Source organism: Pseudomonas sp. TH41 (assembly GCF_016650695.1).
In the GTDB taxonomy this organism is placed as follows: domain Bacteria; phylum Pseudomonadota; class Gammaproteobacteria; order Pseudomonadales; family Pseudomonadaceae; genus Aquipseudomonas.
This window is the reverse complement of the sequence record NZ_JAEKFH010000003.1, coordinates 2246366-2259213: the sequence shown is the minus strand read 5'-3', so window position 1 is coordinate 2259213 and position 12848 is coordinate 2246366. Positions and strand designations below refer to the sequence as shown.

The 12848-nt window shown below is 56.6% G+C and carries 11 protein-coding genes and 1 pseudogene; 6 read left to right on the top strand and 6 right to left on the bottom strand.

The annotated features are described in order from the left end of the window. Window positions 1-6: 6 nt before the first annotated feature. From tssE to tssA, 4 genes are read right to left on the bottom strand one after another with little or no spacing between them, the layout of a single operon-like run. Window positions 7-414: a type VI secretion system baseplate subunit TssE gene (tssE, locus tag JFU37_RS12925; RefSeq protein WP_201115655.1), complete on the bottom strand. Its 408-nt coding sequence runs from the start codon at window positions 412-414 to the stop codon at window positions 7-9. A 13-nt stretch (window positions 415-427) separates the two neighbouring features. Next, complete coding sequence (tssC, locus tag JFU37_RS12920) at window positions 428-1903, bottom strand: type VI secretion system contractile sheath large subunit (protein WP_201115654.1); 1476 nt, start codon at window positions 1901-1903, stop codon at window positions 428-430. 26 nt (window positions 1904-1929) lie between these two features. Continuing rightward, window positions 1930-2448, bottom strand: coding sequence for a type VI secretion system contractile sheath small subunit (gene tssB / locus JFU37_RS12915; RefSeq protein WP_201115653.1), 519 nt, complete (start codon window positions 2446-2448; stop codon window positions 1930-1932). A 32-nt stretch (window positions 2449-2480) separates the two neighbouring features. Then, window positions 2481-4037, bottom strand: a complete 1557-nt coding sequence (gene tssA, locus JFU37_RS12910) for a type VI secretion system protein TssA (protein ID WP_201115652.1) — start codon at window positions 4035-4037, stop codon at window positions 2481-2483. 498 nt (window positions 4038-4535) lie between these two features. On the opposite strand from tssA, the gene tssI reads away from it, so the two are divergent. The 6 genes and pseudogenes from tssI to JFU37_RS31275 all read left to right on the top strand — a co-directional run. Further along, window positions 4536-7964, top strand: a complete 3429-nt coding sequence (gene tssI, locus JFU37_RS12905; RefSeq protein ID WP_201115651.1) for a type VI secretion system tip protein TssI/VgrG — start codon at window positions 4536-4538, stop codon at window positions 7962-7964. Beyond that, on the top strand, window positions 7957-8640 hold the full coding sequence (locus tag JFU37_RS12900; protein ID WP_201115650.1) for a DUF2931 family protein: 684 nt from the start codon (window positions 7957-7959) through the stop codon (window positions 8638-8640). The genes tssI and JFU37_RS12900 overlap by 8 nt, the downstream gene beginning before the upstream one ends. 41 nt (window positions 8641-8681) lie before the next feature. Then, complete coding sequence (locus JFU37_RS12895; protein WP_201115649.1) at window positions 8682-9371, top strand: DUF2931 family protein; 690 nt, start codon at window positions 8682-8684, stop codon at window positions 9369-9371. Window positions 9372-9752: 381 nt separating this feature from the next. After that, on the top strand, window positions 9753-10148 hold the full coding sequence (locus tag JFU37_RS12890) for a DUF6124 family protein (protein WP_201115648.1): 396 nt from the start codon (window positions 9753-9755) through the stop codon (window positions 10146-10148). A 281-nt stretch (window positions 10149-10429) separates the two neighbouring features. Then, window positions 10430-10750 carry a DUF2388 domain-containing protein gene (locus JFU37_RS12885; RefSeq protein ID WP_242485725.1) on the top strand — a complete coding sequence of 107 codons (321 nt, stop codon included), beginning with the start codon at window positions 10430-10432 and terminating at the stop codon, window positions 10748-10750. Between the two features lie 86 nt (window positions 10751-10836). Beyond that, window positions 10837-10941 (top strand): annotated as a pseudogene (locus tag JFU37_RS31275) (DUF6124 family protein); the annotation flags it as partial. A gap of 280 nt (window positions 10942-11221) precedes the next feature. Here JFU37_RS31275 and JFU37_RS12880 read toward each other — a convergent pair. Together JFU37_RS12880 and JFU37_RS12875 are read right to left on the bottom strand one after the other, a co-directional pair. Continuing rightward, the gene (locus JFU37_RS12880; RefSeq protein WP_003195589.1) at window positions 11222-11497 is read right to left on the bottom strand and encodes an HU family DNA-binding protein; all 276 of its coding nucleotides are present in this window, start codon (window positions 11495-11497) and stop codon (window positions 11222-11224) included. Between the two features lie 192 nt (window positions 11498-11689). Next, entirely contained in the window at window positions 11690-12838 is a 1149-nt protein-coding gene (locus JFU37_RS12875; protein ID WP_201115647.1) for an NAD(P)/FAD-dependent oxidoreductase, read from the bottom strand. Window positions 12839-12848 lie beyond the last annotated feature (10 nt).

Sequence of the window (12848 nt, the reverse complement as noted above, 5' to 3'; positions counted from 1 at the left end):
TTGTCGTTAGCTGACGTTGACTTGACCGCTGCCATCCAGGCGCGCGGCGAAACTGACCTGACGCTTGAAACCATCAACTTCCAGCAGGCCTTCAATGCTGAAGGACAGGCGAAGCTGATCGAGATCACGCGGCAGGGAGATGACACGCACGTTGCTCAGGCGCGGTTCGTAGGCTTTGATGAAGCCTTCGATGGCCAAGCGGGCCTGACTCAGGGAGTCGTGCAGGCTCAGGCGCATGTCATTGAGATCCGGCAGTCCGTAATCAGGCAACGTCTGCACGCTGCCTGCTCGGGTGCTGAGCATCTTGGCCAGATGGGCAGCCACCGACGCCATGGCGCAGGCCTCGCGGCCCCAGCCGACGCGTTTTTCCGCGTCGCCACCCAGGCGTTCGAAAAGGCTGCCGTATCCAGTCATGCGTCCGCCCCACTTACTCTTTGTCCAGCTTGCCAACCAGTGACAGGGTGAAATCGGCCCCCATGTACTTGAAGTGCGGGCGCACGTTCAGGCTGACGCGGTACCAGCCAGGCTCGCCTTCAACATCGCTGACGATGATCTGGGCTGCGCGCAACGGGCGACGGCCACGGACTTCGGCGCTTGGATTTTCCTGATCGGCCACGTACTGGCGGATCCACTTGTTGAGTTCCAGTTCAAGGTCGGTGCGTTCTTTCCACGAACCGAGTTGCTCGCGCTGCAGCACCTTCAAGTAGTGAGCCAGGCGGTTGACGATCATCATGTATGGCAGCTGGGTGCCGAGCTTGTAGTTCAGCTCTGCCGTTTTGCCTTCAGCGCTGATGCCGAAGAACTTCGGTTTCTGTACCGAACTTGCCGAGAAGAACGCCGCGTTGTCGCTGCCCTTGCGCATGGTCAGGGAGATGAAGCCTTCCTCGGCCAGCTCGTATTCACGACGGTCGCTAACGAGTACTTCGGTTGGAATCTTGGTTTCGATTTCGCCCATGCTTTCGAAGTGGTGCAACGGCAAGTCTTCCACTGCACCACCGCTCTGCGGGCCGATGATGTTCGGGCACCAACGAAACTTGGCGAAGCTGTCGGTCAGCCGTGTGCCGAACGCGTAGGCCGTGTTGCCCCACAGGTAGTGCTCGTGGCTGTTGGCAACGGTTTCCTTGTACACGAACGATTTGACCGGATTTTCTTCCGGGTCATACGGGTTACGTAACAGAAACCGCGGTACGGTCAGGCCAACGTAACGGGAGTCTTCCGACTCGCGAAAGCTCTGCCATTTGGCGAATTGCGGACCGTCGAAGTGATCCTTCAGATCCTTCAGGTCCGGCAGACCGGTGAAGCTTTCCAGACCGAAGAATTTCGGGCCAGCCGCGGCAATGAACGGCGCATGGGACATGCAGGCAACGCTGGACACGTACTGCATCAGTTTCACGTCCGGCGAGCTTGGGGACATGAAGTAGTTAGCGATGATCGCGCCCACCGGCTGACCACCGAACTGACCGTATTCAGCGGTGTAGATGTGCTTGTACAAGCCAGCCTGCATCACTTCCGGCGAATCTTCGAAGTCGTCCAGCAGGTCTTCTTTGGAGACGTTGAGGATCTCAATCTTGATGTTTTCACGGAAGTTGGTGCGCTCGACCAGCAACAGCAGGCCACGCCACGACGATTCGAGCGACTGGAAGTCGGGGTGGTGCAGGATTTCGTCCATCTGACGGCTGAGCTTGGCATCGATCTCGGCGATCATGCGATCAACCATGGCTTTCTTGACCCGCTCACCGCTGTTCTGCGGCTTGAGCAACTCTTCGATGAACGCCGACACACCGCGCTTGGCGATGTCGTAGGCATCGTCGTCCGGGGTCAGGCGGGTTTCGGCGATGATGCTGTCGAGAATGCTGTATTCGCCGTTCTCGTTGCTCTTTTGCTGTGCTGCGCTAGTGCTCATTGTTGGCTTCCTTGGCTGATGGGGGCTCAGACGTCTAGGGGCGCGGCGTCCTGGGCTGCGGCGTTCAGGCCCAGCTCACTCAGTACGCGACCGCGGGATTCGTCGTCGGCGAGCACGCCTTCGATGGCTTTGCGAAATGCAGGTGCATTACCCAGGGGGCCTTTGAGGGCCACCAGCGCGTCGCGCAGTTCCATCAGTTTTTTCAGCTCGGGCACTTGCTCGACCAGGCTGGCCGGGTTGAAGTCCTTCATCGAGTTGACGCGCAGTTTCACGGCCAGCTCTTCAGTGGCGCTTTCTTCCTGAAGACGGTTCGGTACGCTCAGTGTCAGCTGCAGCTCTTGCTTGGCCAGCACTTCGTCGAAGGTCATTTTGTCGATGCTGATCGGCTTGCGATCTTCGACTTTGCGTTCGTCCTTGCGGTGGGTGTAGTCACCGATTGCCAGAAGTTTCAACGGCAATTCAATCTCTTCTTGAACACCACCGATGGCAGGTTTGAAGGTGACGTTGATGCGTTCCTTGGGGGCTACCGAGCCTTCTTTGGCCATGGTGTTTCTCCTTGCGGTTGTGGCCCGAGGGCCTATTCGAGTACTACTTCGAGATCGAGGTGGCACAGCCTGCGATAAATCTCTTCCTTACGTTCACGGACGGCATGGTTCTGCGGTAGCAACTCGCAGCAGCTATGCAGCAAATGCAGCACTTGCAGCGCAAGATCGGGCTCCCAGGCATACAGGCCAGAGTCCTGTAATGTTTGGTCGAGTGTTTCGAGTTGGGTCTTGGCCAGTTCGTATTTCTTGGCCATGAAGCACAGCCGCGCGAGGGCGAACTGCCAGAAGAATCGAACGCGGCCGCCGTGGGCGATTTGCAGGCCTTGCTTGAGAATTTGCACGGCGGCCTTGAGACCGTCCTTGCGCAGAATTGGCACTACTTCTTCTAGAGCCTGTTCCCAGGCCGATTGGGTGTCGGCGACCTCGACCTTGCGCGGCGCATTGGCGCTTTGCAGGTGCGGCATGACATTCGCGCCGACCCAGGCGCGAGTGGCCGGATCGGCAAACGGAGCGCCATCATGAAAGCGTAATTCGAGAAGGCCGGGCAGGCGCTGAATCAACTGCGCGAAGTGGATTTCCACTTCGCGCATGGCCATGTCGGCATTCAGGCCCTGGAGGCATTCCCAGACCAATCGCTGACCGTCGAACCAGAACGGCGCCTTGGCCAGACTGGCTTCGAGCTCCACCAGCAGATCAGCGTATTTGGCCTGGTCATAGCGGTCCTGATAGGACTTGAGCTTGTCTGCCGGCAGCCCGCGCAACGCGGTGATCTGCTCGGCGTTGCGTTCGGGAACTACGTCGATGGGCAGCCAGAGCAGCGTGCGATTGAGTCGCAGGGCGCGCAGGTCGGTAGCGTTCTGCTTGAGCCACCAGGCGCACAACGGACGGGCGCTTTCCAGCTGGACACGCAGGGCCTTATGGGCTTCTCTCTCGTTGTCGATGGGCGCGCCCGGCGTGAACAATTGCGTGGCGACCTGCTTGACCTGGGCCACTGCGGCGCTCACCACACCTGGCTCCGGCTGGTTGTCGGCAGCGCGCTGGACCATGGTTTTCAAACGACGGCAGATCGGCAACAGCAAGGGGGCGTCATCGCCCAAATGTTTGGTGCAAGCCGCATCCAAACCTTCCAAATGCTCCACCAAACGGCGGAACAACGGCAGCTGCTCTTTGATCGCGACGTTTTCGTTCAGCACTTGCTCAAGACGCGGCACCAACCAACTGATGGCAGCGGAACGAGTGCGGGGCTTGTGTGGATGAATGTCGTCCCAGTGGTGTTCACTGAGGTGGTGCAGCAAACCGAGACCGGCCAACAGCCCCGGAAAAGATTCACGCTGGTACAGGGCCCAGGTCAGCCAGGCCGCCACCCGCAAATCCTTGGACTGAGTGCGCAGCAGATTTTCGCTGTTTTCGCGGATTTTCAGCCAGTCGACCAGACCGCTTTCATGCATGGATTGGGCTTTGCCCAGCTCACGTTCCACTGCTTCATAATCGTTCGAAAAGCGAACATCCTCGCCCGCGAAGTTCTCTTTGGAAACAGAGGCCTTTGCGAGTTCAAGGTAATGAGTAGACAGTTTGTTTGAGTAAGACATCCATGGCCTTTATTAAGAATTACGGTCATTCCCCAATTGGAGTTTCAATGACGCCAGCCCGTGTGGCCCAAGCCGGAACGGAGCATGACAAAAATATAAAACTAAAAATGTAGGACGCTTCTGAAAATGCACGCGCATAAAAATAATAAGTTAAGCGCCATCGTATTAATGGAGTTTTACTGTAGGAATAATTACCACCACGCAGCCCAACGATCGTCAGACTGTATGTCGCGATACATCATTAACCAGCACAGTAACAGCGCTTAAAATCCAAGCGGGCACGCTTAAATTGAGCCTTTATAAGGCTCTGATGCAACACTCTGAAATAGAGGAAGTTTCTGACCAAGGCAAAAGAACTTTCCTACATCAATCCTTTCAATGCCTTGTTAGCGTGTTTCAGCAATTGACGCAGGTTCAAGCCCGATATGGCTTGCGCCCCAGGTTTCATTTTCAATTCCAGTTCAAGGACGAACTGATGAAAAGCAAAAGGATAAGCGCATGTTCGCCTCGGCCAATGCTGCCCTCTTCACGCTCGAAATCCCAACGATTCACAACGATTTTAAAGTGCTGGCCTTTGAAGGCACTGAAACTATCAGCGCCTTGTACTCCATTCGCGTCGACCTGGTCAGCGAGTACCCCGATGTCGATCTGGAGAGCCTGCTCGGCCAACCGGCGTTTCTGCAGTTCGGCCTTAACGGCGAAGGCATTCATGGCCGTATCGAAGACGTGGGCGCAGGTGAATCTGGCCGACGCCTGACCCGCTATCACCTGACCCTGGTACCCGCGCTGTACTACTTGCAGTTCAGCCACAACCAACGGATTTTCCAGCACCTGACAGTGCCGCAGATCATCACTCAAGTATTCAAGGGGCATGGCCTCCTGGCCGATGCGTTTACCTTCCACGTCAGAACACCTCCCGTGCGCGAATACTGCACCCAATACGGGGAAAGCGACTTTGAGTTCGTCCAGCGTTTGTGCGCCGAGGACGGCATTGGATGGCATCACCAGCATTCCCGGGACGGCCATTTTCTGGTGTTTACCGAGGATCAGGTCTTCGTTCCCACACTGGGCGAAACCCCTTACCGGCCAAACTCGGATTTGGTGGCGGAGCACCCGGTGATCAACCAGCTCTCCCTGACCTTCAAGACCCGAACCAGTAAGGTCACTCGCCGGGACTATGACTTCCAACGCCCCAGTCTGTTACTGGAAAACAGCGTGACCGCCAAGGTCGTTCCAGCGCTCGAAGACTACCGCTTCCCACTGGAAATGGTGACCGAAAAACGCGGCAAACAACTCGTCCAACAGGCGCTGGAACGACACCGTTCTGACTATGCGGTGGCCAAGGGGCAAAGCGATCAACCCACGTTGCGCTGCGGCCACTTCTTCGGGCTGACCGAGCACCCACGCAAACAGTACAACGATCTGTGGTTGTTGCTCAGTGTTACTCACACAGGGAAACAGCCTCAATCACTCGAAGAAGCGCTTATCCACGACGCCCAACCCAAGGACGAATTCACCCAAGGCTACCGCAACACATTTACAGCGATTCCGTGGGACGTGGCCTTCAGGCCACCGCTGCCCTCCCGAGACCCTTTGGACACCCAGACCGCTCGCGTCACCGGGCCGGAGGGCGAAGAGATTTATTGCGATGAATACGGGCGCGTGAAGATCAAATTTCCGTGGGACCGCTCAGCACTCAACAACGAAATGAGCAGTTGCTGGGTAAGGGTTTCATCCAGTTGGGCGGGTGAAGGGTTCGGCGCGGCGACTATCCCGCGTGTCGGCATGGAAGTTGTCGTGACGTTTCTGGAAGGTAATCCCGACCATCCGCTCATTACCGGGTGCGTGCCGAACAGCATGACGTCTGTGCCTTACCCCTTGCCCGAGAACAAAACAAAAACCGTGTTGCGCAGCCACAGCTCCCCCAGCACGGGCGGTTACAACGAACTGTCGATTGAAGACCGCGCCGGGCAGGAGTTGATCTACCTGCGGGCGCAGCGGGATTTGGAGCAGAGGGTCGTAAATGACAGCCGGCTGGAGGTGGGCAACGAGCTCCGGGAAACCATCAAGGGCGACCGTATTACGGTGCTGGGGGCTGAAGAGCACCTCACTGTCACGTCGGATCGCAAGGTCCAGGTTAACGCCAACAACTATCTGAATGTCTCAGGCGACAGCCATACGAGAGTCGATAAAACGCTGGTCGTTGAAGCCGGTGAGCACGTGCACATCAAGGCAGGCACACACCTTGTGATCGACGGGGGTGAGAGCCTTTCCATAAAGGTCGGCGATCAGCACATTGTGCTCAACGCCGACGGTATTTTCAGTAGTCGCGCGATTGAGGTCGGCGGTGCTCCAAAGCCGGGTACGGCCGCGCATACATTACTGCAGGGGGCAGCAGCGGGCTTGTTGGTATCCGTCGCACCTGCGCCTGCGCCTCAGCCAACGGAAGCTGAAGCATCGGATGAGCTGGAGGAAGAGGAGGAAGAAGTCGAAGAAGAAGGGATTACTTTGCGAATTGGGGTGTTTTTTGATGGCACCGGGAATAACCGATCCAACAGTGAGATGGTTGCTGGGTGTTATGCGCGGGATGTGAACCTGCTGGAGGAGGCTGAGGATATTCGGCAGTTTTGTCAGGCGTATGGGTATGACGGCCAGGGGAGCACGCCGGATGACAGCCATGGGAATGACACGAGTAATGTGGCGAAGCTGTATGACCTGTACGCCGATGACAGTCAGCGGCTGTTGGCTGATGACGAAACCATAGGTTTCATCCCTGTTTATCTGGATGGCATCGGTACCAGCAGCGGTACGGAGGATTCACCTTATTCGCAGATAACCGGCGTCGGTTCTGAAGGCGTATTGGCAAGAGTTAAGCAGAGTCCGTCACTCATAACTGAAAAGCTTCGAGAGTTCCAGCTAAGCAACCCAGAACGACAAATCAAACGAGTCGAGTTCGATATTATTGGCTTCAGTCGAGGAGCCGCCGCCGCGCGACACTTCGCGAATGAAGTCCTGAAGGGCAACCAAAGTATTCTGGCGTTGGCTCTGGCAGATGTTCCCGGTTTTGTTGACGGGTTTAACTGGCGCACCAACACCGATGTCTCCATCAACTTTATCGGTATTTTCGACACCGTTGCTGCCGTAGCAAGCATTGTCGACGGCGATTTGAGCGTCCACGACGCCAACAACCCCAATGTCAACGTCTATCTGGCGCCCGATATCGCAAAAAAAGTCGTGCATTTGGTGGCGCAGGACGAGCGTCGCCACAACTTCTCGCTCAACAGCGCCGGCACTGCCGATATCGTACTGCCCGGCGTCCACTCTGACCTGGGTGGTGGGTATATACCGAACTTCATTGAACGAGTTCTGCTTAGCAAGCCGCGCTGTAGCCGTGACGTAGATTTTCATGTGCCTTCTACAGCGTCAACCGCCTATCGCTGGGCTCAGCAGGAACTGGGTCGCCTTCAAGATCAGCTCAATCTGTATGGGCTGACACTGGAGGTGAAAACCTGGGCGGTAGAGATCACCAACAACGTCAAGGGCGATAGATCCAAGTGGAAAAACGTCTATGCTGCGGTCCGCAGCGAGCGAACTGTGCGCAACGATCTGGCCTTGATTTACCTGCGCATCATGCGTGAGTTGGGGGCTAGGCACGACGTCCCGTTCGACGTTATTGACGAAGGGGATCAAAAGTACACATTACCCGTGGAGCTGAAACCGATTGCTGAAAAACTGATGGCTTATGCGCTGGGCGAAACCCGTTGCGCGGGCTTGAATGTATTCGAGGAGGAGTTGCTCTGTCACCGCTACATTCATCTGTCTGCCAACTGGAATGCTGCCAAAGGTTGGAACAACAGTTATCTGAACATCGTATTCATCGATCGACCCGCCGAGAACTATGTACGCGTGGTACATCCCAATGAGTAAGCGCCCATGGATGGTCAAATTAGGCTTTGCGCTGCTAATCCCACTGTTGGGCGGATGTGCCTTTGGCGATCGCAGATCATTACCCTATGACGATTGGAGTCTCAGATTTTTTTCGCTCGACTACATGGAGGTCTGGATCGAAACGGCGGATGTCGTTGATATCAATGAGCGTGTGTTTCGAGGTGCCGGTAGTGGAATACCCGCTGGTACTTATCCCCGACCGTTTAGTAAGGGCATACCAACCCATTTTAGGGGTGATCCAAAAGGATGGCCTAAACATCCAGGAGGAAAAGGTCGATTTGTAAGGGGCGCTGACCTACCGCGTTTGGTCTACGTGCGTTGGCAATCCATGGCCGAGCCGCAGACTTATGAAGCGTACATAGAGATCCCTGAGTCGGCGCGAAACACCATGCTCCAGGGTGAGAAAACTTTCTGCCGTGCAGACGGCAAATGGATAACGGATTACAGAGACATGCTGGTAGTGGGCCTGGCGCCCGGAGGAGTCGCGAAGGTATGGCTGGGTGGTCAATGTTTATTGTCGACCGAAGTCACCCGCGTACAAGGCACGATCAATCCAAAAGGCCCCTACGGGGGTTCCAACGGAAAACATCGACCCCTTTCAGAAGAGTCCAAAGCCTACATCGACAAATTCGGAATTCCCTATGGATCCTGGTAACCCATCAACATCACCAGAAACCACGACCAGAAGGGCTTTCAATGCTGAAGACCTCATTTTTAGTTAAAACGGGATGTGCAATGGTGCTTGCCCTCTTCTTGAGCGGATGCACCAACGACCATCGCAGGCCCTTGCCTTATGACGCTTGGAGCCTCAATTTTTTTGCCCCCGACTATATGGAGGTCTGGATTGAAACGGCGGATGTCGTGGATATCAATGAGCACGTATTTCGAGGCGCGGGCAGCGGAATACCGGCTATTGGTTATCCCCGTGCGCTAAGTAAAGACATACCGACTGAATTCAGAGGCAAGCCAAGGGGATGGCGTGAAAATCCAGGAGGAAAGGGCCGGTATGTAACAGGCGCTGATCTGCCTCGTTTGATTTATGTACGCTGGCAGTCGCTGGCCGAGCCGCAGACCTATGAAGCCTACATTGAGATTCCTGAGTCGATCAGAAAGCTAATGCGTTCAAGCGAGGATGTATTTTGTGCGTTTGACGGCAAGGTAATAACGGAATATCGAAAATTGCTGATAGTTGGCTTGGCCCCGGAAGGAATAGCCAAAGTATGGGTAAAAGGCCCTTGTCTGCTGGCGACCGAGGTCACACGCGTTCAAGGCACGATCAATCCCAAAGGCCCCTACGGGGGGATGTCCAACGGAAAGCATCGACCTCTTTCAGAAGAGTCCAAAGCCTACATTGCCAAGTTCGGCATTCCCTATGGAAGTTGGTGAGGATTGCCAACATTTCCGATGATTAAACACTGACCGACCGTGCTTGTTTAAAAGCCCTCAAGGTTGCGTCCTGCAAGCTACAACACCTTGCGCCGTTGCCTACGACTACGCCAGAATCCGCCGGCTTGTGCGCCTTGGGGGCGGTCGGTAACTTGGTTCCTGTCACTGCCCACCAGTGATCGGGTTTAGTAGCCCGTCGTAGCTAAGTCGTACAAGTGTCTCATCAGTCAGGGTCCCAACTCTGCGCTTGATGGTAGCTGTGCGTAGGGCGCCCTTGGGCGCGCCGATTTCTTAGCTCGTCGGTCTACTAACCTGCGTACAGCTGCCTCCTTTCGTTTAGTAGCGAACGGGTCGCAGCCTCACTCAAAAGAGAGCTAAGACATGTTCAAGGTCACCCCAAACCCACCGGACACCGATTCGGTCTCCCCGTACGAAAGCCCCGATTCAAACAAACTCAACGAAGCCGCCGAACGCGCCCTCGACCACCACTTCCCACCAGCCGAAATGAAACCACCGAAACGCAACGGCCAACTCTTCAGCGTCTGCCCGGACGTCAACACTGAAGCACTCCTCGCTAACGCCTCAGAAGATCTGCTGTCCATCAGCGCTATCGCCGCCGACCTCGCCGACGATGTGGACGGCTCACGCCGCTCCGTAGCCTTGGCGCTCAGCCGTATGGCCGACGGGGTGCATTTGTTGGTAGAGCGAGCGCTGGATCATCTGGATGAACCGGAGATGGCGGCGATTCTCACCAAACAACAAAGCCGAACCTGCTAACTCGCCAAGCAGTAAACAACCCCGATGGGTGTGTTCCTCCCATCGGGGTTTTTCTGGTCAGAGTGCCCGGCACACAGCTGGGAGCACAAAAACCAACACAGTTATCTTCCCTGTTTCCGGAATACGTGTAGGACGCGTCCTGTTTGGTCCTCTTGAGCTTGAAGTGCCTCTCTGCCTCGGTACTTTGCACAAGCACACTCAATGTCGAGTCGGTGCGGCACATCGCTCATGGCAGCGCGCCCACGCTTAGGGCGTCAGTAGACAGGGAGTTCAATCAGATCATGGCTACTCGACACAATAAAAAATGGACCGTGGCCCTTGGGTGCTACTGGGTTGCCATGCTCACACTCGTAGCCAGCACCTCTGTTCGGGCTGAAATGATGTGCAGCGGTCATAACTGCAAATTAGCTAGTGGCCCCTTTGAGTACTCGGCAATAACTGGATTTGGGTTGCTCTTCACAACGGTCGGGCCGTTTATCGCGACGTCAGACAAAATCGAGGATGGCCTCTCCAAACACTACGTCCAAGCGGTGAAAGACGATGCCGCCACGTATCTTGCTACCGACGGCGATCTCGATGGAGCCATGCTTGAATCTGCATGACGCACGTACTTGGAGCAGCACGCTGATCTTCAGCCAAGCAAGAAAGAGTTTGCCCACTTGGTACTAGCTACCTATGGATGAACCTCCTCTTCAGCATCTGCCCAGGTATCAATTCCGAAGCCCTCCTGGCCAACGCCTCGGAAGATCTGCAGTCCATCAGGACCATCGCCACCGACTTTACTGACGATGTAGCCCTGTAGCAGCTGGCGAAGCCTGCGTTCGGCTGTGTGTAGGAGCGAGCTTGCTCGCGAAGATGGAACATCCGACACATTTTCTGTGGCTGAACGACCATCGCGAGCAAGCTCGCTCCTACACACAGCCGGACGCAGGCTTCGCCAGCTGCTACACGAGTCGGGTTTTGGATTGACTGGTCGGCGTTACTTTCGCCACCCATAAAAAAATGGGCACCCAACCCAGTTGGCGTGCCCATTTTTTATCCCGCTTACCCGCCAGGCGGGACGTCGGTGTGTGTTACGGATTGACGCTGTCTTTCAACGATTTGCCTGGCTTGAACGCAACGGTGTTGCTGGCCTTGATTTTGACGGGCTCACCGGTTTGCGGGTTTTTGCCGGTGCGGGCTCCGCGGTGGCGTTGCAGGAAGGTGCCGAAACCTACCAGCGTGACGCTGTCTTTGCGGTGCAGGGCGCCGGTGATTTCTTCGAGAACGGCGTTGAGAACGCGGTTGGCCTGCTCTTTGGTGAGGTCTGCTTTTTCAGCAATTGCAGCGGCGAGGTCTGGTTTACGCATTAGTGAAGCCCCTTTGACGGTTTTTTGTTGTTATGTCCGTGCTGTTCTCGTTGGAACAGCGCCCAAAGCGCCGCAGGTGCTCTACTCTGCGGCAGACGGGAGTGAGGATGGCACGCACGGAAGAGCCGCGCCAGTCTCGGCGCGACCTTTGTAGGGGCAAAACAGGGGTGATTCCGACAGAACGTCCGGTATTTACGCCAGCAGGGCTGGAAGCTCTTTGTTGAGCGCGAGTTTTTCCATCACCGCCGCGCCTGTCAGGGCATAACCCAGCAGTTTTCCGCTGGCATCACGGCATAAAACCTTGATGTCTGCGCCCTGCCCTTCGACCGTCCAGACGCCCTCGGCGCCCCGTGGCGGCGGCGAAACCACCAAGGGGCAGACCGGTGTTTTCACGGTGATCGGCATGGGGCCATAGCTCACGGCGGTCGGTGTTCCGGCGAGGGTTTGCGCCAGTGCTCGCGCGCAGCTCATCAGGGGCATGACGTACAACAGATTCAGCCCATCGACCTCGGCGCAATCGCCCAGCGCGTAGATATTGGCGTGGGAGGTTTTCAGGTGGCGGTCAACTACGACGCCGCGATTGACCTGCACGCCGGCAGCAGCGGCCAGGTCGATGCGTGGGCGCAGGCCGATGGCCGACACCACCACGTCGCACGGGATGACCTGGCCGTCGGACAGATGCGCTTCCAGCCCGCCTTCGACTCGCTGCAAGCGGTTGAGCACCGGGCCGAGGTGGAAGCGTGCACCGAGGCTTTCCAGCCCGGCCTGGACGGCTGCAGCTGCCGCCGGGTGCAGCAAGGTCGGCATGACTTGTTCGCACGGTGCAACCAGTTGCACCTCGTAGCCGCCGAGGCTCAGGTCGTTGGCAAATTCACAGCCGATCAGGCCGGCTCCCAGCAACAATACCCGGCGCTTGCCGGCCGCAGCCGCGCGAAAGCGCGCGTAGTCTTCCAGGTCGTTGATCGGGAACACGCAATCGGTCGCGTCACCTTCGATGGGCACGCTGACGGTTTCTGCGCCCCAGGCGAGGATCAAGTCACGGTAAATCACCGCTTCCTCACCGATCCACAACCGCTTGTGGCCAGGATCGATGCCGCTGATGCGGGTGTGGGTGCGCACTTCGGCTTTCAATTGCTCGGCCATGGCGCCGGGTTCAGCCATGCTCAGGCCATCGGCGTCCTTGTTTTTGCCGAATCCGGTGGAGAGCATCGGCTTGGAGTAAGAGCGTCCGTCATCGGCGGTAATCAGCAGCAGCGGGGTTTCGCCATCGAGTTTGCGAAACTCCCGGGCCAGGTTGTAGCCAGCGAGCCCGGTGCCGACGATCACGACAGGTGCGTTCATTCCTTACTCC